General features: G+C 55.1%; 21 protein-coding genes, 1 pseudogene and 1 riboswitch. Of the genes and pseudogenes, 10 read left to right on the top strand and 12 right to left on the bottom strand.

Annotated features, from left to right (window positions below; translation table 11 throughout):
* Window position 1 precedes the first annotated feature (1 nt).
* The gene (locus ABJ205_RS11090; protein ID WP_348159698.1) at window positions 2-253 is read right to left on the bottom strand and encodes an SWIB/MDM2 domain-containing protein; all 252 of its coding nucleotides are present in this window, start codon (window positions 251-253) and stop codon (window positions 2-4) included.
* Window positions 254-295: 42 nt separating this feature from the next.
* The gene (locus ABJ205_RS11085; protein ID WP_348159696.1) at window positions 296-889 is read right to left on the bottom strand and encodes a YbhB/YbcL family Raf kinase inhibitor-like protein; all 594 of its coding nucleotides are present in this window, start codon (window positions 887-889) and stop codon (window positions 296-298) included.
* A 248-nt stretch (window positions 890-1,137) separates the two neighbouring features.
* On the opposite strand from ABJ205_RS11085, the gene ABJ205_RS11080 reads away from it, so the two are divergent.
* Entirely contained in the window at window positions 1,138-2,586 is a 1,449-nt protein-coding gene (locus ABJ205_RS11080; RefSeq protein ID WP_348159695.1) for a S41 family peptidase, read from the top strand.
* A gap of 25 nt (window positions 2,587-2,611) precedes the next feature.
* On the opposite strand, the gene ABJ205_RS11075 is transcribed toward ABJ205_RS11080, so the two are convergent.
* The 3 genes from ABJ205_RS11075 to ABJ205_RS11065 all read right to left on the bottom strand — a co-directional run bounded on the left by ABJ205_RS11075 (window position 2,612) and on the right by ABJ205_RS11065 (window position 4,839).
* Window positions 2,612-3,073, bottom strand: a complete 462-nt coding sequence (locus ABJ205_RS11075) for a hypothetical protein (RefSeq protein ID WP_348159693.1) — start codon at window positions 3,071-3,073, stop codon at window positions 2,612-2,614.
* A gap of 168 nt (window positions 3,074-3,241) precedes the next feature.
* Window positions 3,242-3,586, bottom strand: coding sequence for an HPF/RaiA family ribosome-associated protein (locus ABJ205_RS11070; RefSeq protein WP_348159692.1), 345 nt, complete (start codon window positions 3,584-3,586; stop codon window positions 3,242-3,244).
* A 281-nt stretch (window positions 3,587-3,867) separates the two neighbouring features.
* On the bottom strand, window positions 3,868-4,839 hold the full coding sequence (locus ABJ205_RS11065) for a hypothetical protein (RefSeq protein ID WP_348159690.1): 972 nt from the start codon (window positions 4,837-4,839) through the stop codon (window positions 3,868-3,870).
* A 282-nt stretch (window positions 4,840-5,121) separates the two neighbouring features.
* Here ABJ205_RS11065 and ABJ205_RS11060 point away from each other — a divergent pair.
* From ABJ205_RS11060 to ABJ205_RS11045, 4 genes and pseudogenes are all read left to right on the top strand, one after another.
* A pseudogene (locus ABJ205_RS11060) lies at window positions 5,122-5,973 on the top strand (lipocalin family protein).
* Window positions 5,974-6,047: 74 nt separating this feature from the next.
* Entirely contained in the window at window positions 6,048-6,632 is a 585-nt protein-coding gene (locus ABJ205_RS11055) for a hypothetical protein (protein WP_348159688.1), read from the top strand.
* Between the two features lie 25 nt (window positions 6,633-6,657).
* On the top strand, window positions 6,658-7,152 hold the full coding sequence (locus tag ABJ205_RS11050; protein WP_348159687.1) for a YaiI/YqxD family protein: 495 nt from the start codon (window positions 6,658-6,660) through the stop codon (window positions 7,150-7,152).
* Window positions 7,153-7,296: 144 nt separating this feature from the next.
* The gene (locus ABJ205_RS11045; RefSeq protein WP_348159685.1) at window positions 7,297-7,860 is read left to right on the top strand and encodes a hypothetical protein; all 564 of its coding nucleotides are present in this window, start codon (window positions 7,297-7,299) and stop codon (window positions 7,858-7,860) included.
* A gap of 158 nt (window positions 7,861-8,018) precedes the next feature.
* Here ABJ205_RS11045 and ABJ205_RS11040 read toward each other — a convergent pair whose 3' ends face one another.
* From ABJ205_RS11040 to ABJ205_RS11025, 4 genes are all read right to left on the bottom strand, one after another.
* Window positions 8,019-8,909: a RidA family protein gene (locus ABJ205_RS11040; protein WP_348159683.1), complete on the bottom strand. Its 891-nt coding sequence runs from the start codon at window positions 8,907-8,909 to the stop codon at window positions 8,019-8,021.
* Window positions 8,910-8,989: 80 nt separating this feature from the next.
* Window positions 8,990-10,375 carry an SIR2 family protein gene (locus tag ABJ205_RS11035; RefSeq protein WP_348159681.1) on the bottom strand — a complete coding sequence of 462 codons (1,386 nt, stop codon included), beginning with the start codon at window positions 10,373-10,375 and terminating at the stop codon, window positions 8,990-8,992.
* Between the two features lie 39 nt (window positions 10,376-10,414).
* Window positions 10,415-12,304, bottom strand: a complete 1,890-nt coding sequence (gene thiC, locus ABJ205_RS11030) for a phosphomethylpyrimidine synthase ThiC (protein WP_348159679.1) — start codon at window positions 12,302-12,304, stop codon at window positions 10,415-10,417.
* A 33-nt stretch (window positions 12,305-12,337) separates the two neighbouring features.
* A riboswitch (TPP riboswitch) is annotated at window positions 12,338-12,450 on the bottom strand.
* Between the two features lie 37 nt (window positions 12,451-12,487).
* On the bottom strand, window positions 12,488-13,096 hold the full coding sequence (locus tag ABJ205_RS11025) for a thiamine biosynthesis protein ThiC (protein ID WP_348159678.1): 609 nt from the start codon (window positions 13,094-13,096) through the stop codon (window positions 12,488-12,490).
* Window positions 13,097-13,509: 413 nt separating this feature from the next.
* Here ABJ205_RS11025 and ABJ205_RS11020 point away from each other — a divergent pair, with 413 nt between their 5' ends.
* Window positions 13,510-14,628: a nitronate monooxygenase gene (locus ABJ205_RS11020; RefSeq protein ID WP_348159677.1), complete on the top strand. Its 1,119-nt coding sequence runs from the start codon at window positions 13,510-13,512 to the stop codon at window positions 14,626-14,628.
* Between the two features lie 134 nt (window positions 14,629-14,762).
* Here the strand turns inward: ABJ205_RS11020 and ABJ205_RS11015 are convergent, their stop codons facing one another.
* The 3 genes from ABJ205_RS11015 to ABJ205_RS11005 all read right to left on the bottom strand — a co-directional run bounded on the left by ABJ205_RS11015 (window position 14,763) and on the right by ABJ205_RS11005 (window position 17,763).
* Complete coding sequence (locus ABJ205_RS11015; RefSeq protein WP_348159675.1) at window positions 14,763-15,797, bottom strand: MBL fold metallo-hydrolase; 1,035 nt, start codon at window positions 15,795-15,797, stop codon at window positions 14,763-14,765.
* Window positions 15,794-17,089, bottom strand: coding sequence for an amidohydrolase family protein (locus ABJ205_RS11010; protein WP_348159673.1), 1,296 nt, complete (start codon window positions 17,087-17,089; stop codon window positions 15,794-15,796). The genes ABJ205_RS11015 and ABJ205_RS11010 overlap by 4 nt, the downstream gene beginning before the upstream one ends.
* A gap of 86 nt (window positions 17,090-17,175) precedes the next feature.
* Window positions 17,176-17,763 (bottom strand): DUF2585 family protein, encoded by a 588-nt coding sequence (locus ABJ205_RS11005; protein WP_348159671.1) that lies wholly within the window; start codon window positions 17,761-17,763, stop codon window positions 17,176-17,178.
* 104 nt (window positions 17,764-17,867) lie between these two features.
* Here ABJ205_RS11005 and crtY point away from each other — a divergent pair, with 104 nt between their 5' ends.
* The 4 genes from crtY to ABJ205_RS10985 are packed head-to-tail and all read left to right on the top strand — an operon-like array spanning window position 17,868 to window position 21,761.
* Window positions 17,868-19,145 (top strand): lycopene beta-cyclase CrtY, encoded by a 1,278-nt coding sequence (gene crtY, locus ABJ205_RS11000; protein ID WP_348312706.1) that lies wholly within the window; start codon window positions 17,868-17,870, stop codon window positions 19,143-19,145.
* A complete protein-coding gene (locus ABJ205_RS10995) occupies window positions 19,142-20,728 on the top strand; it encodes a phytoene desaturase (protein WP_348160221.1) in 1,587 nt (528 codons plus the stop codon). Before crtY ends, ABJ205_RS10995 begins: the two co-directional genes overlap by 4 nt.
* 2 nt (window positions 20,729-20,730) lie before the next feature.
* The gene (locus ABJ205_RS10990; protein WP_348160219.1) at window positions 20,731-21,183 is read left to right on the top strand and encodes a hypothetical protein; all 453 of its coding nucleotides are present in this window, start codon (window positions 20,731-20,733) and stop codon (window positions 21,181-21,183) included.
* Complete coding sequence (locus tag ABJ205_RS10985) at window positions 21,180-21,761, top strand: TIGR00730 family Rossman fold protein (RefSeq protein WP_348160217.1); 582 nt, start codon at window positions 21,180-21,182, stop codon at window positions 21,759-21,761. The genes ABJ205_RS10990 and ABJ205_RS10985 overlap by 4 nt, the downstream gene beginning before the upstream one ends.
* The last annotated feature ends 8 nt before the right edge of the window (window positions 21,762-21,769 follow it).

Here is a 21,769-nt window from a genome sequence, read left to right as displayed (position 1 = left end):
CTTAGCTAAGGTGCTTAGAAACCGCAGCGGTCATCTTGAACATAGAGATCTGGTCTTTGCCGATCACCGCGCCAAGCTTACCGTCTGGATTGATTTGACGTTTATCTTTGGCGTCCTGCAGGCTGTTTGCCTTGATGTATTCCCAAACTTTCGAAGTCACTTGAGCGCGAGTCATCGGGCCTTTGCCGATCACTGCTTCAAGATCGCCTGAAAGTGTTACGGGCTTTTGAAGTGCGTTTGTCTTACCAGCCATGGTAGTCTCCCTTGTAAAATGGCAGTTCAATCAAATTTGAATTCAGTCAAAATCAAAATCGTCGTCAAAATCAGCATCCGCAGCTTCAACACCTGTAAAAGGCGCATAGAGAGCTGCACAACCAGTCACGAACCCCTGTATTGCTTTCTTGACTTCCTCAACGCTAGCCCCCGGCATGATAGTCAGCGGCAAGTCTGTGGAGAAAATCTGAAATACATAGTGGCGTGTCTCGCCAATTGGTGGGTCAGGCAAAAGCCATTCGGAATTGCCAACCGCGTTTTTACCTGTCCGCGGCGGCACTTCACCTTCAAGCAATTTGCCCTTTTGCCCCGGCAGTCCCCACACCACCCATTGGCATGCAGGAATATCGCCAGCGCTTGATGCCTCTTCGACGATAATCACGATCTCTTGTGATCCTGGTGGAGGGGCATTCCATTCCAGAGGCGGCGCGACCGCGTCTTCTTCGACCGCCGTGAAGCACGGATCAAGTTCTTCCCCGCCTTCGAAAGCAGGGCTCCAAAGCTTCAATCCACCTTTGCCAAGCGTCTTAGCATCACCCAAGCTTGCAATAGCAAGGCCGGGGTGACGCGCCGCTTCGGGCAGTGTGTTGGTGAGCCAGTCAGGCAAATTAGGCATGATTCTGTCTTTCCATCCCTATGGTGCTAGTCCGAACACGGGGGCAAAACGAGAGAGAGAGCTGGGATTTGCCCCGCTTTCTGAGGAAAACTCAATAAATTTTACACTCAAAAACCTCCAATCCCGATCAACAGTCGTGATAGGAGGGTGCAAAGACAAAACTTGCCCGCCAGTTTGGCTGTATGCATGAATGCTCAGCGCTAGGGGTATTGAAGACACTAAAAGATGCCGGAGTACACCCTTTCACCATGAAACTTGATATCAATGTAGCTGGCCGTTCAGCTCTCACCGCGACATTGGCATTGGCTCTTGCGGCATGCGGCGGTGGAGGCTCTTCGCCGCCTAACGCTGGACCAGCTCCAACCTCATCGGCTTCGCCTTCAACAGCGGGTCCATGTTCGGTTGCCAACCAAATCGCCTTTGCCGATGACGTTCTCAATGACTGGTACCTGTTTCCGAATCTTCTCGACAACTCAGTCAACCAAGCCGATTTCACCACTGTCCAATCCTTCCTTGATGCGCGGGTGGCCCCGGCACGGGCCCAGTCGCGCGATGTCGGCTTTACCTTTGCGACCTCGATTGCAGACGAAAATGCACTCATCGCTTCCGGGTCCAGCGCTGGGTTCGGTGTTCGATTGAGCTTTGATCAGATCAATAACCGTCTGTTTATTCTCGAAGCCTTTGAAAATGCCCCCGGCTTTGCTGCAGGCATTGATCGCGGCACAGAAATCCTTGCGATTGGAACCGACGCATCCAACCTTCAGACGGTAAGCAGCCTTCTTACAAACGGCGGCCCGGGCGCGGTTGTCGATGCTCTTGGTCCGTCTGACGCCGGTATCACACGTGTCCTGCGCTTTGCACAGGCCGATGGAACAGTCCTTGAACGCAGCGTTGCCAAAGCGGACTTCTCGCTTGATCCGGTTTCGGACCGTTATGGCGCTGTCATCATTCAGGATGGGGGGCGCAATGTCGGTTATCTCAACCTTCGCACCTTTATCGTGGGTTCTGCCGCTGATGAATTGCGTAATGCGTTCCAATTGTTTGCTTCCAATAATGTTGACGAGCTCATCATGGACTTTCGCTACAATGGCGGCGGTCTTGTCAGCGTGGCTGAGACCTTGGGAGATTTGATGGGCCGCGATGAAATCGGGTCCATCTTCAGCCAAACGGTTCTTCGGCCAGAACGCTCCGACAACAACGCTACGCGCTTGTTCCAAAATGAACTCAACGCTCTTCAACCCGATGGCCTGGTCCTGATCGGCACGAGCAGCACCGCGTCGGCAAGTGAGTTGGTGACCAATGCCATGCTTCCATATGTAGCATCGAGCCGCATTGCATTGGTGGGCTCGGACACATCAGGAAAGCCGGTGGGTCAATTCGCATTCGACCTCGAAGATTGCGACCTGCGAGTTCGCGCTGTGACTTTCCAAACCTTGAACGCAAACAATGAAGGGGAATACTTCACCGGCCTCGCCAGCGTCATGCCCAACACTTGTGAGGCCGATGATGACTTCACGATGCCTCTTGGTGATCCAAACGAAGCGTCAATTGCAACGGCGCTCGACTTCTTGGCTGGCCGCAGCTGCACTGCCATTAGCAGCGACCAAGGCCAGATCGCACAGCGAGCGCCTGCGTCAGGAATGATGGCCCCAGATCAGCCCACCGCTGCGCAATATCAGGTGCCGGGATTATTCTGATGTAACGAAGCCAATCGCCTTTGGTTCAGGGTCTATTCTCACCTTCGGAAAATGGTTCCATATCAGTGTGCGCACAGCCGAACAGGGTTACCTCGTCCAACTGTAAGGTGGCGGTGTAGGGATAGGTGCGGTCGCTCATCCCATCACTGCACTCGCCCGGCGTGAGTGTCAGATTAACCGGAGCGCCTGCCCACTCACCTGAAAACCCAAGGCCGTTATTGCCAGCGAAACGTATGACCGAAAATGTTTCGCCTTCGGGCAGTTCAGGCGCAGAATATTGGGCTTTGTATGCATCGCCTTCAGGTGATATCCTGAGGGCCCAAAAAGGCTCGGTGCCGCCCACATCAATGATGGCGTTCTCGGCAATCCCGTCAAAAGGGGCCGCGTCGCGGGAAATTTCACCGGGAGTGTCAGTGCATCCCGCTGCGACAAGAGCGAATGCGCAGGCTGCAAAACCATGTGTGCGGAGCAAGTGGGTTAAATTCATGCGCCCCCACTAGCATTATCTGCGGGCGGCGGGAAATCGCCCGCAGATTTGAATTGGGATCAATCTCGGCATCAAAGCCATGGTTATAGCATGGACCCGGCCGTTGGATGGTCCAGGACCGATTGCGGTCACCGTTGCAATCGCACCGGCTGCATCATGTCGCCGAGATCACATCATCTTATCAGGGCGCGCATCGTGTTTGTGGCGTTCTTCTTTACCGAACAAACGCTCCAACCTCTGCGCCAGGATGTTGGCTGCGCGTCTTGCTGCGGCATCCACCTTATCAGCCCGGCCCGTCACGCCAATCGGGCGACCACCACGCGGGCGTGCCTCGATCATGCAATGTTTATCGTCAGCGCCGTGCTTGGTGCCATTAACATCGCTAACATGCACCTCAACCCGGGTAAGGCGTTCACCAAAACGGGAAAGTTTCTCTCGCACCATCTCTTCAATTCGAGTCGCCACATTGACGGTGCCCATAACCGAGCTATCGGAATTGAATTGAAACTGCATGATCGCTTCTCCTTTGTTGCTGCACTTTGTGTGCACCACGAATGTGGCGATTCATTGGCCAAATTTTGAGTCTTGTATCCTAGAGGTTGTTACTTATGACGCCGCGAAATGCATGGCTCACAAGCGTCATCCAAGTCAGCTGTGCGCACATCATGCTATTTCACCAGCGGGTCAAACGCATCCATTGGCCATGCTCGTAAGAACGGCCATTCGTGATCGAGCAATGCGGCAAATGCCTCTTTCATGGATCAGCCTATCAAGGGCGCCATTGGCAATAGCGCCTAAGGCTTGAGGCCAAATGCCTCATGGTCAATGACATCCAGCCGCTCCAATTGCTCAGCTGCAATATTGACCATCTGTGATGGCTGGCCCTGAGTTTGGCTTGCAAACTGTTGGATTGAAGCATCGATCGCCTCAGACATGGGCGATGGCATACGGACCGTGTTGAGAATATTGTTTATCTCAGCGCTGCTTATCCCTGCCACCTCACTCAAGGTTGAACGCATTTCAATAAGCGGATTGATAAGATCGCGCACAGGTTCATCCGGGTTCACCCGGTGGTGATCAAAGTCCTGACCAAACGCGGCGTTGATTTCATTCAAGGCTTTCGCCAGCTGTCCAACAAAATGCTGTTTGGCGTTTTGCACATGGTACAGATCGCGAAGATGTAGTTCGGTCCAACTTTTGTCCTTGGCTTTCGCTGCCGCCCTTGCATGGTCGATGATATCGGTTTCTGCTGTCGAGAACCGTTCAATTTCTGAGACGGACTGCATGAATGTCGCAACAGGGGATGGAATATCTCCCGGAAGGGCAAGTTTGCGCGTAGGCACAGCAGGGACATGCTTTTTGTAGTCGCTGATTTTGGGATCTATTCCGCCGATCAAGGTTGCACCGCCTGCGCCCATCAAGATCGCACCACCCGCAGCCAACATCATACCAACTATGGCAACGGCAACGCCAACTGCCGAACCCGAAGCGGTTGCTGGTAAGGATGCGACCACTGCCACTGCGCCGACAACCGCGGCAACAATCACCAGAATGCCGGCGACGATCATGGAGACACCGACACCGATCTTCTTCCAATCAATGCGGAGAGAGCCGTCATCGGGAAGCCGGAAATCAGGAAGCTTTGGATTATCGGTGCGTGTTTCCTGAGGAAGGGCATCGCCGCATCCCCCACACGCCAACCAAGGGTTCTCGGGGCCCGGCAAGGTCTCTAGTGGATAACCGCCAAGCGGTCCTCTCCAAGGCATGTTAACTCCTCAAGCTCAGGGACTTTTCTAAGTTTGAGCGTTGAAGGGGGCTGCTCAAAAATCCAAGATCGCTAGAAATAAAGGATCGAACCTTTTCCAGCGCGTGATGCCGAATTTTTAGTAAACAGTGCTCATTTATACTGTGCAGTTGGTCACAACGCCTCGTAACCACATGTAAAGTCAAAATTACTCTTCTGCCGATTCATCTTCTTCATTTTTGAGTTTTCCTAGATCAATAAGTTCTCGAAACACGCAGGTATGACAGGCAAGAGTTGGCTGTGAATGGAATTCGGCGAATTCGTTTGTAGCCTCCGCCAGATATTGCTTCGCCTATCTGAGCTGCTTTGGCTTCTTCAAACTTTGTCCCTCCGCGTTCGTAAAGGGTTGGCAGTTGCCAAATCGAGACCCAGTATAGGCCGGTCAAGCGATAATGGACCTAAGGCTTTGACAGATTTCTTAGAAATTAGTTTCATCCAAGTTAGTGCGAAGAGCTATCCGGCTGGCGCAAAATTGCAAATGGGCGACAAGGCCCATAAGGCTTGGAGAAACATGAGTATACGCAGCACCATTTTAGTCGCAAGGCTACGCAGGCCTGTTCCGGCACTGGCACTCGCGGCATCCTTCGCGCTTAACGTTTGTGTTGGCGCAGCCGGTCCGGTCGGCAATGTAGCCGTGCCTGAACCTGCAAAGCCTGTGGAGCTTACCGCATACCTTGGGAAGTGGCATGAATACGCCCGTTACGAAGCGTCATTCCAAAAGAATTGCGAAGGGGTCACCGCACAATATTCTCTTCGAGAGACTTCAGGTGAATCCAAAATTCAAGTGGTCAATTCCTGCTTCAAGGGCGCGTTAGAAGGCAAATTGAGCGAAGTTCAAGGCCGCGCAAAAGTGGTCGAGGGATCATTAAGGTAAGCTTCTTCGGCCCCTTCTTTGGCGATTATTGGGTGTTAGACCGCAGCGAAGCGGATGCAAAAGGCTTCTACGAATGGTCGATCGTGGGGGGAGCCTAGCGGGCGATACCTTTGGATGCTGGCACGCGAAGCTCGACCCAGCGAAGAGATACAGACACTGTTAGAACGCCGCGTGCGAGAGCTTGGCTATGACTGGGAAATGGTGCGCTTCACAAAACACTAAAATTCTCCGCGCAACTCTGTAAGAGAGCAGCGAAACACGTCCCCCTTTTCACTTTGACCGTTAGGATATTTGCTATGCCAACCACCCCATTTGTTCTCCGCACGGCTTCGCTTGGCGTCTTCGGCGCTTTGATGATGAGCGCCTGTGCGCCGAGTGACGAGACCGCTGCCGACAACGCAACCGACAACGCAGCCGGCGATTCAGCACTGCTGGCCGATGCACCAGAATCGACATCGACTGATATCGATATCTCAAATATTCCCGAAGGTATCGTCGCCGCAGCAGAAGCAAAAGTCCCCGGCATGGTGATCGCTGAGGTCGAAAAGAAAGAACGCGAAGGAATGGTCTTCTTCGATGTCGAAGGCACGCGTCCGGACGGAAGCGAAGTTGAGCTCGACATGCTCCAAGAAGACGAAGGCAATTTCCGCGTGGTTGAGGTGCAGCGCGATATCGCGTGGGATGATGTGCCTGCCAACGCTCGTTCTGCTGCAGAAGCCGTCGATGGCATGTTCGCACCCGAACGCGTCATTGAAAGCGTTCAAAACGATGGCACAGTCATCTATGAACTGTTTGCTCCGGGTAAGACAGACGCCCCTTCCGCCGAAATCTCTGTCAAAGACGGCGAGGCGAAAATGCTGACCGAGCGGTGGGAGTATTAAACCGTCGCTTGGCAAAACTTCGATTATGACAGACATCCAACCGGCCATGGCCGTAATCACCATTCTGATCGATGCCGACGCCTGTCCGGTCAAGGATGAGGTGTATCGCGTGGCTGAGCGGTTTAGGGCGGAGGTGCGCGTGGTGAGCAATTCCCCCTTTCGCATACCCGATCACCCTCGGGTCAAGCGCGTGGTTGTGGACGACAGCTTTGATGCAGCCGATGATTGGATCGCTGAGGAAGCGGTGCGCGTATCGCCAAAATGCGTCATCATCACCGGCGACATCCCGCTTGCCGACCGCAGCCTGAAAGCAGGCGCGCGCGTGCTTAAACACAATGGCGATGAATTCACCCACGCCAGCATAGGCAGCGCCCTTGCCACCCGCGCAATCATGGAAGACTTGCGCGCGGGAATGGACGGGATCGGGGGAGGTCCAAAGCCGTTCAGCAAAGCGGATAGGTCAAAGTTCTTACAAAGCCTTGACCGGGTGATGGGCGCAGTGGCGCGCCAGCACCCTTAAAACCACTTCGGGCAGCCGCCAGCAATGCGGTGCCCGCCAAGACAGTACGTTGTGCTCCACCGCCTAATGTGCGATCTCCGCCTCATTGTCTGAGCCCACTATTCAAATTGGGTCCAAAGGCGTGGCTGATTTTCTGGAGAAACTATGCGTATTCCAACCATTCTTTTGAGTGCCTCTTTGGCATTTTCTGCCCCCATCGCGTTGCCTGTAACTGCGCAAGCCCAATCAGCCCAAGACGGCTTTGAGGTGTCATTCCAAGCGCGGGAGACACAGCGCCGTGCCACCATCGCACGGACTATGCGGTTTACGGATGAGGAAGGTACCGAATTCTGGCCGATCTACGACCAATACCGTTTGGCCGCAAAGGCACATCAACTGCGCCGTTTTAACATGATCCGCCGCTTGGCTGCGAACTCGGTTGAGATGGATGCCGCCACAGCGGACATGATCGCCGAAAGCGCGGTTGAGCTTGAGATGGATCAAGTCTCTGCAAAAGGCGATTATATGAAGGACCTCGCCCCGCATTTTGACGGGTCGCGTTACTTCCGCCTCTATCAACTTGAAACAAAGCTTGATGCGATCTTCCGCTTTGGTTGGACAAAGGACATTCCCCTTGCGTTGACCGAAGAGGAATTGCAGATCCTCCAAGATCATGCCGAAGCCCAGCAACAAGAAGCGACCGCAGCAGCGGCGCTGTCGACGACCTGATTGCTATCGCAATGACGGTTCTATGACGGTGCAAGTAAACGGCGGCCCTCCTTGTTTTGACAAGGTGGGGTTTTGGCAAGGTGGGCCGCTGGCATTTCTAAGATAGAGCCTAAACCCGGTGTTGATGATCCTTGCCCCGGTTACGCTAGGCTGGCGGTTTATCCGGTTGAAGCATCAATAGCATTGCCGGGTTCGCCCACGCCGTGATCCCTCACGGTTTCAGGTTCCGACCAGCACATGCCCAGCGCCTCAAAATAGGTTTGAAACGCCTGAACTTCCCCGTCCAGTGCTCTGCGCAGCCGCCCTTCCGCTTCATCGGCGGCATCGCGCATCACCCCCTCTGCCATCGTATCAAGCCGAAAGAACTCCGCCGCCGCAATCGCACTGTTTAAGCGAAGTGGCTCAGGCAAGGCCTCCAACGCCGCTGTTGGAAACGCGCCGTCATCCACCGCGTCGGCATGAAGCCGCCAGCGGCCCACGCATTTGGATGCTTCTTTGCGGGTAAAGACATTGGTGGAGCGCGCCTCGCCTGCGCGAAAATGCTTGGCCGCATCGCTCCAACTAAAGCTCCCCTTTGGGCGCGTGGCAGACCCAGCATATGCCATGCACTCAATTTCAATCGCAGCGCCTGCCGCCAATTCCTTCACCGCCATGGTGGATCGAACCGGGTACCGCCATTCGTCAAAATAGGTCCGGTACACCGAGTTAAACGCCGCAAAATCGTCAATATCCGCCAGCCAAACGGTGCATTTGAACAGCGCATCATGGGTGAGGTCATAGAGCGCCAAAGTCTCCCCAATCCGCTCCATAGCCCGCCGCGTTTCGGCCTCGATACCATTGGCCGGATCACGGTCAGAGCGCCGCGCAAGGCCCAGCTGCCCCGCAAGGTAAAGCGTATCCCCCACCTGCACCGCCCGCGAGTACGGCGCGGAAGAGCCGGTGTTGGGCAGGAATTCAGGGGCGCTCCCCGGCACGGTTTGCGAGAGGGCTGGCGCGGCGGCGAGCGATAAAGTGAGGAGTGCGGTTAGGGTGGTGGTTGGGTGGTTCATCTAAATGAAAAACAGACTAAGTTTAGGGCTTTGGGGACATAGCTCACAAGCCGAGTCCTATCAAAACATCAAGCTATCAACTAGCCGAAGGGCGTGTGCTGAGGCACAATACCTTCCGCATTCCCCAACAACCTAGCAAATCTCAAAGCTTGCTTGTAGGCAGCTTTGTGTACCTCGGGATTTGGGCGTACTTCGATATCGTATTCTTGAGCGCTCATGCATCCAAGCTTCGGGTGGTAGTACAAAGGTAGCTCTTCGTAACCTTCCGGAACCTCGCACCTTTCGTCTCGCACTGCATTGGACACATCATAGAATATGAGCGCCAACTGATAGCCGACAAAATAACTGGCGTTCCAGTAATCCTTCGCTTTCGTATACGCCGAAATCTTATCGTCATATAGTTCGATTTGACGGCGAACATTATGAAGGTTTGCGTACTCATTAGTGTATCGGCGATCCGCAATACGTTGCAGTCCATGGATCAAGCCATCTTGATATGCGATGCAGAAAATCAAGTGGGGCGTCTCCGCAATCGAGACGCCATCCACGAATTCTAGGTGAGTGGTGGTCGCCACCGATAGCTGGGCCCTAACATCATCGTATGCGTCATCGTGGGCGAAACAGAAGCGGCCGCGCATGTGGGACTTCACCGTCTCGATGAAATGGGTGGCATCGGTCTTGATGCCTACAATATTCAAATCAGAGAGTAGTTCCGCCTGCTTTGCTTCATCGATGAATGGCGAGATGAGGTAGTGAGTTCGGGCGAACTGCTGCATACTTCCTTGTACGGCGCGATAGATGTTGAGGAAGTCGCTATCCTGAGCCGAATACCCAACAAAGAGAACTGTCTTGGTTGCAAAAAGGTGGCGCATTAAATCACCGAGACGGCCGGAACGAAGCCGTTCCTCACACTCAAGATAATCGCGAGAAGAAGCGACGATGCTCGACAAATTGTCGATAGAACCATGTATCTTTAGGACAGGCCGCGAAGCGGAATTCCAGAATGCGAGGTCACTATCATAAACAAACGGGGTCGCTGAGATCACATCCTCAAAATAGCGATCCCAGTTTGTAGTTATGATCTCACGAAAGTAGGGCGCTGTCGCCACCGATTTATGAAATCGCGTAGCTGCCTCCCGGAGCTCTCTCCAACTGTCGATATACTGGAACCTAGATCGAATTTCCTCAATGAGCTTCTGACGACCGTTCGGCCGGTCTTCGAATGCATCGATCAATGAGCAAAAGTCGTTTGGCTCTTCTCCATCGACTTTTGCGGCCAGTTGCTCGAAAAACGAAAATGAATGTGCCCCATCTGTCTCAGTACTCACCCCGGCACCGGCAAAGATAACGCATCGGCCTTGCTCAATCTCCTCAAGCAAGTGCTCATCCATCTCGAAATCAATCCTCAACGAGCAAATTGCACATTCACAAGCGTTCTCTGGATCGCTCGCTGTTTCATTGTGCATGGCTTGCAAATCCTTATTGAGGCATTTTCTTCTTCATTATCACTCCACCATCTTCACATACAAATCACCGCCGTCGCGGTATTTCTCGCTCATCTCTTCCATGCCTTTCAGCGCAGCTTGACGGCTCGCCTCGGCGGTGTCTGTGCCCAGTTTCTCTGACGCCAAGAAGCCTTCGGGGCTTTCGTTTTGCTTGGCGGCGAAATCGCGGACCTCTTGGCTGATCTGCATGGAGCAAAACTTGGGGCCGCACATGGAGCAGAAGTGGGCGGTTTTTGCGCCTTCTGCTGGCAGGGTTTGGTCGTGATATTCCTCTGCCGTTTCCGGGTCGAGCGAGAGGTTAAACTGGTCGCGCCAGCGGAATTCGAAACGCGCTTTTGACAAGGCATCATCGCGCACTTTTGCCGCTGGGTGGCCCTTGGCAAGGTCCGCTGCGTGGGCGGCGAGTTTGTAGGTTATCACGCCCACTTTTACGTCGTCGCGGTCGGGAAGGCCCAAGTGCTCTTTGGGCGTGACGTAGCAAAGCATCGCGGTGCCGTACCAACCGATTTGTGCCGCTCCGATGCCGGATGTGATGTGGTCATATCCCGGCGCAATGTCGGTCACCAATGGCCCGAGGGTGTAGAAAGGCGCCTCGCCGCAGACTTGCAGCTGCTTTTCCATATTCTCTTTGATCTTGTGCATGGGGACGTGGCCCGGCCCCTCGATCATGACCTGAACGTCCTGTTCCCACGCGCGGTGGGTTAGCTCGCCAAGCGTGTAAAGCTCGGAGAATTGCGCCTCATCATTGGCGTCCGCGATTGATCCCGGACGCAGGCCATCGCCCAGCGAATAGGCGATGTCATAGGCTTTCAAGATTTCGGTGATGTCGTCGAAATGCTCGTAGAGGAAGCTCTCCTTGTGATGCGCAAGGCACCATTTCGCCATGATGGAACCGCCGCGCGATACGATGCCGGTGACGCGCTTTGCCGCCATGGGCACATAGGCGAGGCGAACGCCTGCGTGGATAGTGAAATAGTCGACGCCCTGCTCAGCCTGTTCGATGAGAGTGTCGCGGAAAATCTCCCAGGTGAGGTCTTCGGCAACCCCGCCCACTTTTTCCAAAGCCTGATAAATCGGCACGGTACCCACCGGCACGGCAGAGTTGCGGATGATCCATTCGCGGGTGTCATGGATGTTGCGACCCGTGCTGAGGTCCATAATAGTGTCCGCGCCCCAGCGGGTGGCCCAGACCATCTTGTCCACCTCGGTCGCCACATCGGAGGCCACGGCAGAGTTGCCGATATTGGCGTTGATCTTAACGAGGAAATTGCGCCCGATCGCCATGGGCTCTGTTTCGGGGTGGTTGACGTTGTTGGGGATGATCGCGCGGCCGCGGGCGACTTCATCCCGCACAAACTCCGGCGTGATCACATCAGGAATGTCCGCGCCCCAGCTTTCGCCATCGCGCTTGAAATCCTTTGCCAGCTCGCGGCCAAGGTTCTCGCGCTCAGCGACATATTCCATCTCAGGCGTGATGATACCTTTGCGGGCGTAGTGCATTTGGCTGACGTTCTGGCCTGCTTTTGCGCGCAAGGGACGCTTCACCACATTGGGGAATTGCGGAACGCCGCCGCTGCGATCTGGGCCAAGCTGGCCGTTATCCTCTGGCTTTACCTCGCGTGCATCGTAAGCCTCAACATCGCCGCGCGCGTTGATCCAATCGCTGCGAAGGCCGGGGAGGCCTGCGTTGATGTCGATATTGGCGTCTACATCGGTGTAGGGCCCCGAGGTGTCGTAGACGCGTACCGAAGGCTCACCGCCCTCAAGGTCAATCTCGCGCATGGCGACACGAATGCCAGAGCCCGTCCGAGCGCCGACATAAACCTTGCGGCTGCCGCGAATGGGTCCGGTGGTTACCCCGATTTCTACAGGTGAGTTGATGTCGGCCATGTGCGTTGTCTCCTAGAGACGGAGCGCGGGCCTTGTTCTGAAGCCAGCCCGCTCCCTCCGCCTGCTTTAACAGGTTCAGGTTCAACGGGTCAGGCGGCGCTTATCCCGCCCCTCTCAGCCACAAGCTGGCTCCCCGGGGATGAAAAGACGACTAGGCCTCTCCACCCCCGGTGTCCAGTCCGATCAATCGTCCGAAGGCTGTGTGAACAAGCAAAGTGCGAGAAGCAACGCAGCCAGCACGCCGCTTGCACCTGAAGGCATCAAACCGCCGCCGGTCATGGACATTGATAGACCAAAGCCCATCACCACTGCATTGCTGATCATTGCAATTACACCAACAAGCGCTGTCAAACCGCCAAGAACCTTGCCGCCTTGGGCCATTTTCGCTGTACCAAAGACCAACGCTGCAAGACCAAGCAGCACTTTTGCCGCATTATATCCGAAGAATGAGAACGCCACGACCGAACCCGCAAGCGGGGCGACATCGGGGGAAGCGGTTGCAACTTCGCGAAAGGGGCCAAACTGAGTAAGGCCAATACCCACTTGTATAACGTTCAAGACCGCTGACATGGCAATCGCGGCCCACGCCAGATGATACCTCTTTGTTTGGACGAGCGCTGATCCGGCCAATGCCGCCATGATAACGAACACAAGCGCCTCAAACGCCCAGATCGGCGAACGGTTGACCTCTGGCGCGAGCATATAAAGCGCGGTGTAGATCGGCTGTGAGAGTGCCGCGAGTAGCAATAGCCAAGCGGTAAATTTGACTGTACGGTCGAATGTCATTTCCATGATATTTAGTCCCCTGTTTGAAAGCCTTCGCCACTCTTTTCGCATAGCGTCAGATCACGGTTACATATTGGCTCAAAAAGGAAAAGGGGGAACAAAGATAACGCCGGTAAATCATGCGTCCAAATCAACCCTTATGAGCGCGTCACTAACCCCTGCAAAACCACGGCAATCCGCCCCCGCCGTGCGCGCGTCGTACTCCATCCAGGATCAATCCCATCGCCGAACCGAAAAGTGATAAGGGCTAGGATGGAAGCCCCATCCCATTGATCACCAAAAAGGACCGGCGCCGCTTTGTTAGGATTGCCGTTGTGTCCAACGCAGTTCTGCACGCTGGGTGATCCTTGTTTTGTCGGTCATTTTGCACAAGTAAGCAAACCCACCCAAACGCCATCCCACCAAGGAGAGTGCATAATATGCCGTTCAAAATGACAGAAATGGTGGGATGCGAATTCCCGCTTTTTGCGTTTAGCCACTGCCGCGACGTGGTTGCGGCAGCGAGCCGCGCTGGCGGCTTTGGCGTGCTGGGAGCAGTAAGCTACACACCGGAACAGTTGGAGCATGAACTCAATTGGATCGACGATCATGTTGAGGGTAAGCCTTACGGTGTTGATGTTCTGATCCCGGAAATTCAAGCAGTCGATAAGTCGGTTACTGCCGATGCTATCATCGCCCAAATCCCGAGTGAATATCGCGATTTTGTGCGGCAAATCCTGCGCGATGCGGGGGTCTCGGAAGAGGCCGGTAACCCCCACGGCGGCAGCCAAGCGCCCAATACGTCGTTGGGGCAGGAACTGCTTGAAGTGAGCTTCAACCACCCCGTGCGCCTGATCGCCAATGCGCTGGGCACGGCGCCGCCTGAAATGATCGCGGCGGGCAAGAAGCACGGTATTCCCGTGGCGGCACTGGTAGGCGCGAAAGAACACGCTCTCAAACAAGTCGAGGCAGGCGTCGATATCATCGTTGCACAAGGCGGCGAAGGCGGCGGGCATTGCGGCGATGTCTCGACAGTGGTGCTGATCCCCGAAGTCGTGCGCGCTATCCGCGAAGCCGGTTCTGATATTCCGGTTTTGGCCGCTGGCGGGATTATGACCGGAGAACAGATGGCTGGAATGATGGCCATGGGCGCGGCGGGCGCGTGGTGCGGCAGCGTTTGGCTTGCCTCGCCTGAGGCAGAGACCACCGAAATTTTCCGGGAAAAGATGATTGCAGCGGGCTCGCGCGACACCATTCGCTCGAAACATCGTACGGGGAAATTCTCTCGCCAGCTTAAAAGCGAATGGCATGAGCGCTGGGCGCAGGCCGGCTTGCCTGCCCTGCCCATGCCTCTCATGAGCCTTCTTGTAGAACCTGTCCTTCGCGCGATTGATCAAACTGCGATAGGAGGCAACGCCAAAGCCCAAGCGCTTTCAAGTTATTGGGTCGGGCAAGGGCTTGGTCTTGTTCAAAATAGCCGAGGCGTCGGAACCATAGTGCAAGACTTCAAAACGGGTTTTGCTCGAGGATTTGAAGACCTTGCCAGCGCGGTGGAATAGATACCTCTCTTACTGGCTTGTCGGAATTCCATTGTCTGCCCTAATTCACTAAAATTGGTCCACTCGCTTTCTTCAAGGCGCACGGGCGCTTTCGTTCAAACCCAACAGGGCCGAGTACCGCCGTCCCCACGGCACTATTTGGTCTTTTGCGTTGGCAGCACGATCGTTTCAGAAACCGGTATTTCCAACACTTCGCCGACCTTGCTGAAATAGGCCCATTTCCCCGTTTTAAGGTCTTCGGGCACATCAACGGGCACATGGACGGCAACCATGGTTTGCGCGTTTAAGGTTTGGTTGGATAGCGCGCTTGGATCATCTGCCCGCGTAAACCAGAAAGGCACAATCGCCAGCCCCGTGCGCTGCGCCTGAAGCAAGTCTTCCAACGCGCTGAAATGCTGCGCCGCAGGATCAGCATCGCCCAAATGCATAACCCGGCTCACCCGTGCGACTTTACCCGCTTCGATTTCATCAGCTACGCTTACCCGGTAAGTGATATTGTGAACCTGCGCATGCCGTTCAGGCCATCCGGCATGGGGGCTTCGAAACGCATCGACTTTGGCGCCCGCGACCTCAAAGGGTTTACTCGCCTCGCCATTTTCCAGCGTAATGGGGCGCACGCGTGTTTCGAAATCTGCGCTCCAATCCGGCCCGCCGCGCAACCGTTCCAACCCTTGGGCTGGGATAACAAGCACCAATTGGTCCTGCGCATCCATCATCTTGGTAAGCTGAGAAACCGAAAAATGGTCGCCATGGGCATGGCTTACAAAGACGGCATCCACCTCATCATAAGGCGCATCGCCAGCGATAATCGCGCTGATCAGTTCCGGCGTAAGCTCTGCAAGCGAGCCGAAGTGATCGTCATAAAGCGGATCGAATAGGAACTTTGCGCTCCCGCCATCTGGCGCATCATGCGTGGTCATAACGCCCGCATTGAGGATAGCGGCCGCCTGCCCCGCTGCTGCCAATTCAGGCGAAACCTGGCCTGCTGCCTGCTGAACTGTTGCCTTTTCCGCAGCAGGTTGAAGCGGTTCTGTGATGCTTTGGGAATAGGCATCGCCGCATCCCCAAAGTCCGGCTGCGAGCACAAGCGCGCACGCTGTTTTTGCCGTCCGGCTAGCGAAACCTTTGTTCTTCAAGATGCCTCTTACCCGGCTCATTTGCGCGTTCATTGGATCACCTTTCCGCGCACCATAACAAAGTCCACATCTTCAAGGACAGTCACATCCTCCAATGGGTTGCCGTCCACCGCGATAATATCCGCCGAAAAACCGGCTTTAATCTGGCCGATTTCATCGCTTAGCCCAAGCACATCGGCTGCGACCGTAGTCGCGCTGGCCAAGGCTTGCCGGTTAGAAAGCCCGCCTTTGACAAGCAAAGCAAATTCGCCCGCATTCTCTCCGTGGGGATAAACGCCTGCGTCCGTGCCAAAGGCAATCGGTACGCCATATTCAAGGGCACGCGGGATAAGCGTATCAGCATAGGCGGCAACGACACGAATTTTCTCTTCCACTACGGGCGTGTAAACGCCTTTGCCAAGGCCGTTTTTTACGCCTTCAAACGCCATCAATGTCGGCACAAGATACGTACCGTTTGCATTCATCGCTTTGGCAGCATCCTCGTCAATGTAGGTGCCATGTTCGATAGTCTGCACCCCAGCACGCGCCGCATCTTCGACACCGCGCGCACCGTGAGCATGTGCAGCGACATTCAGGCCGAGGCTTTCTGCAGTTTCAACGATCGCGACCATTTCCGGATTGGTGAAGTGTGCCTCTAACCCGCGCCCTTGCTGAGACAAAACGCCGCCGGTTGCTGTGATCTTGATCAGATCAGCGCCATATTGCGAGGCTTGGCGCACTTTCTCAGAGCATTGAACGGGCCCGGTGCAAGTGAAACCGCTAGTGAGTACATCGTTCACATCCTTGGTGAAGCCACTCACATCACCGTGCCCGCCAACAATAGAAATCGTGCGCGCTGCGGTCACGACGCGCGGACCTGGAACGATGCCTTCAGCGGTTGCCTGGCGCAGCGATTGCGTGACTTGGTCGGTGCGGCTTCCAAGATCGCGGATGGTGGTAAAGCCTGCAAGCGCCGTAATGCGCGCATTTTTGGCAGCAATAAGGGTCGAATACTCAGGCGGCGTTGTCGCTTCGCGCCAAAACTCACCCGATGGGTCGCCAGACAGGTGAGTGTGCAGGTCGATCAGACCGGGGAGGACGGTTTTGTCGGAGAGGTCGATCCGCGCTGCGCCATCTGCCTCGCGCGCGGAAACTTCTGCAGCAGTTGAGGCATAAACACCCTCAACCTTCCCGTCCGCCACGATGATGACGCGGTGCCCTGTGGGATTGCTGTCCGCATCTGTGATTACGCTGCCTGCATAAATCAGAGTATCGGCCGCAGCCGGCGATGTCGCAATCACGCCAATTGCCGCAACAACCCCTCCCAATTTGCGAAAAAGTGTCATGACCTCTTGTTCCTTCCAGAGTTCGATTTTGCCCATTGATGGGCCGTCTTTCAGCTTGCAGCAAGAGCCCAATATTGCACGAATGCCTAACCTGCGGCCTGCCACTCAGCAATAGCATCGATCGGGAACAGCAACATTATCACGGTGAGTGTCAGCCCATCGCGAACCACCCATGCGGCCAGAGCTTCGAGGACAATCGCCCCGACAATCGTCACCTTCACAGGCAGACGCATGGCGAGGTAAAACCCAAAGGCCATCCAGCCGATATCGGCAAAGGAATTGAGGACGCTGTCGCCAGAATAGCCCCAATTGGCGGTCACCGAACGGAACCGGTCGATCACCATTTGCGTGTTTTCAAGCACTTCCCAAGCCGCTTCAAGGAAAACCGCGAGCGGAAGTCCCCAGCGCACTGCACGTTCACCGCCAATCTTCCATTTGCCAAAAAGGAGCCAACCCAGCGCGTAGAATATCGGCCCGTGAATGATGTGGCTAGGCGTGTACCAATCGGCGATATGCTGGCTATTGCCCATCGAATTGATGTCGCCATGCCACAGTTTTACATAACCACACTCACAAATTGGGGGCCGGTCCATGGCGAGTAAAATGCCCACTGTTACAGCGGTGATTGCGATAGAGGCGACAATCGTTGTGCGATTGGGTTTTAGAATGGTCATATGCAAACTTCTGAATCAAAGGAGCAAAAGACGCAAGTTTCGTGCGGCCTAAGACACTGTAAAGTTGCCCCGTCACTCACCCTAGCCTAGGGCCTTCAGCATAGATGACCGACTCACAAGTGGATTGCGTGATTGTAGGCGGTGGCCTTGCTGGGGGCTTGATTGCGCTTGCCCTTCAACGTGCCCGTCCCGAGTTTCGCATTCGCCTGATCGAGGCGGGACGCAGGGTCGGCGGCAATCACCGTTGGAGCTGGTTTGACAGTGACTTGTCCGATGAAGGCCGCGCGCTCCTTTCCGCCTTTCGTCAGACCGATTGGCAAAGCGGTTATGAAGTGCGCTTTCCGAAGTATCGCCGCAATCTTAAGACCACTTATGGTTCGATGGCGTCCCCCGACTTTCACGAAGGGATCATGCGCGAGCTACCTAAAGGTTCAGTTATCTTGGGACGCAAAGCGGTGGGTTTGGACGCGCGCGGTGTCGATCTTGGATCATCGCAATATGGGCCAGCCGAACGGATCACAGCGCGCAGCGTCATCGACTGCCGCAGCTTTAAGCCAAGCTCGCATTTGAATGGTGGTTGGCAGGTGTTCCTTGGCCGTCACATTCGGCTTGATAAGCCTCACAAGGTCGTGCGCCCTGTGATCATGGATGCAACCGTCGATCAGCTTGCGCCTCATGGAAATGATGGCTCTTACCGCTTTGTTTATGTTTTGCCTTTGGGTGCACATGAAGTCTTTATCGAGGACACATATTACGCCGATGACCCTTTGCTTGATCGGGGTGCCCTGTCTGGCCGGATCGATCAATATACCCGCGCGCAAGGATGGCAAGATGGCTTGCCAGTGCATCACGAGGCTGGTGTTTTGCCGGTCCTGACGGGGGGCAATTTCTCCGCATATCAGGACGAAGTGCGCATTCCCGGTGTCGCCATTGCAGGTGCGCGTGGTGGATTTACCCATCCGCTCACTAGCTACACCATGTGTGTTGCGGTCGAAAATGCGCTCGCTATCGCGCAGGAAGCCGACCTTTCTGGAGGACAGCTCGCCGCCTTCTTTGATGCCCGTGCAAGGCGCCATTGGAAAAATACGGGATACTACAGGCTACTCGCACGTTTACTGTTCTTTGCAGCCAAGCCAGAGATGCGAGTCAAAGTGTTCCAACGCTTTTATTCCCTTCGTGAAGGGTTGATCGAACGGTTCTACGCTGCGCGCTCTACTGTATTCGACAAGGCCCGCGTCCTGTGCGGAGAGCCCCCCGTAGCTATACACTCAGCTTTTATGGCCATGTTCAAATCTGGCCCCGCGCTAAAGTCGGAGAAATCTGACACAGCAAGAGCGCAAGCCGCGATCGACGACGAATTACTAACGGAGAAACGGCCATGAACGCCGACCAAACTATCGCTCCTGCTCTTGACTTTTCACCGTCGATTACCGGCGAACGCGGCATCAATCCGATTATCGCTGAAAAATATGCAGGCTGCACCGCCTGTGTGATCGGATCAGGGTTTGGCGGAATGGCTCTGGCGCTACGCTTACAATCGCATGGCATTGCTACAACCGTCGTCGAAGCCCGCGACAAGCCGGGCGGGCGGGCCTATTTCTGGGAAAAAGACGGCTTTACCTTCGATGCAGGCCCGACAGTCATAACCGACCCACCCTGTTTGAAAGAGCTGTGGGAGCTCACAGGCTACGACATCGCCGAAGATGTCGAACTGATGAAAGTTCACCCTTTCTACCGTCTCAATTGGCCCGACGGGACCAATTTCGATTATTCGAACGATCAAGAAGAGCTGGACGCAGAAATTGCCAAGCTCAACCCCGATGATGTAATCGGATATCAGCGTTTCTTAGAATATTCGGCGCGCGTGTATGAAGAAGGATATGTGAAACTCGGCACAGTCCCCTTCCTCGACTTCAAATCAATGTTGAAGGCTGCCCCCGCTCTAATCAAAGAGCAAGCGTGGCGCAGCGTATACGACCGTGTATCAAGCTACATAGAGGATGAGAGACTACGCCAAGCGTTCAGTTTTCACACGCTCTTGGTGGGCGGTTCCCCCATGAAAACCTCGTCGATCTACGCTCTGATCCATAAGCTTGAGAAAGACGGCGGCGTTTGGTGGGCACGCGGCGGAACCAACCGCTTGATCGCAGGGATGGTGCGCCATTTTGAACGCCTCGGCGGCACAATGCGCGTGGGCGATCCAGTGGTTCAGGTGCATACAGCGGGCACAAAGGCGACCGAGGTTGAGACCAAATCAGGGTGGAAACAGCGTTTTGACGCGGTCTGCTCCAACGCTGACATCATGCACTCTTACAAAGACCTGCTGGGACAGTCCGACCGGGGTAAGAAGTACGCAAAGTCGCTCGCTCGCAAAAGCTATAGCCCGTCGCTCTTTGTCGTGCACTTTGGCCTCGAGGGGACATGGCCCGGCATTGCGCATCACCAAATCTTGTTCGGTCCGCGCTATCAAGGTCTTGTTGAGGACATCTATGAGCACGGCGTTCTGCCACAGGATTTCTCGATCTACCTCCATCACCCAACCGTCACAGACCCGTCAATGGCTCCTAAAGGCATGAGCACATTCTACGCGCTCGTCCCGGTCGCTCACATGGGCAAAATGCCGATTGATTGGGACGTTGAAGGACCCAAGTTTGAAAAAGCGATTTTGGATGAGGTCGGTCGCCGCCTGATCCCGGACATTCACGACCGGATCGTCACCAAATTCTCCTATGCGCCAAAGGATTTCGCTAGCGACCTCAACGCCCATATGGGCAGCGCGTTCAGCCTAGAGCCCGTGCTGTGGCAAAGCGCCTATATGCGCGGCCACAACCGCGACGATGTGATCGAGAATTTTTACCTCGTCGGCGCAGGCACGCACCCCGGCGCTGGTATTCCGGGCGTTGTGGGAAGCGCAAAGGCAACAGCTGGGCTGATGCTTGAAGATTTGGCTGAGGTGAAGGCATGAGTGTGAGCGGACTGATTGCGCCGATTTTCCTTAGCCTTGTTGCAGCCACTCTCCAACCATCAGACCTGGTTGGAGAGGAGCACACCCATGACTGGGAACTCATCGAACATGAAGTAAAGCAACGGGAAGAAGCAATCTGGCTCGACCGCACTATGACACCAGCTTATGTGGCCGGGGACGGCGAATTCAAAACTGTCCTGATGCGCGGTGCAGAGAAAGAGCCAACCGGCTCTCCGTTCGTGGTCGATATCCTCGTAGCCGTTGATTGCGACACACCTGCGCTTGCAATGGTTGCGGTGGCTACCCCTGATCTGAATGGATTCCCTGCTGATGATGAAAACCCAAGGCTAGGCAAATTTGAGCCACCGCGCCAAAATGAGCGTGATAAGAAAGTTCAGACCGCCATTTTTAAACACATTTGCGGCCCGCAATGGAGTTACATACGCCCACAATGAAACGACTAGCAGTCTATTGCGGCTCAGCCACCCCTGAGGACCCGCGCTACATCGAACTGGCCACGCAAGTGGGCAACGCCCTCGCAGAACGAGGTATTGGCACCGTCTATGGCGGCGGGCGCCTTGGCCTTATGGGCGCGGTGGCAAAGGGTGCGCTCGATGCCGGTGGCGAAGTGATCGGGGTCATCCCCGAAGCTCTCGCCAACAGCGAAGTGGCTAATCACGACTGCACGCAGCTTTACACCGTCAAAGGCATGCATGAACGTAAGCAGCGCTTCACCGATCTTTCCGATGGGTTTGTGACCCTGCCCGGCGGCGTTGGCACTATGGATGAATTGTGGGAGGCGATGAGCTGGGCGCAACTTGGCTATCACTCCGATCCCGTCGGGCTCCTCAACGCCTTTGGCTTTTACGATGAGTTGATCGCCTTCAACGCCAAAATGGCCGAGGTCGGCTTCGTACGCGAGGTTCATTCCGGCATCCTCATCCATGCAGAGACCATTGGTGATCTGGTGGACAAGATGGACAGCTACGTGCCGCACAAGCCCATCTTCCAGATGAAAGCGGACGACCTATAAGGCTGCTG

Origin of the sequence: Erythrobacter sp., from assembly GCF_039988855.1 — a bacterium.
Taxonomy (GTDB): domain Bacteria; phylum Pseudomonadota; class Alphaproteobacteria; order Sphingomonadales; family Sphingomonadaceae; genus Erythrobacter.
The sequence above is the reverse complement of the archived record's forward strand: the minus strand, read 5'-3'. Positions and strand labels throughout refer to the sequence as shown.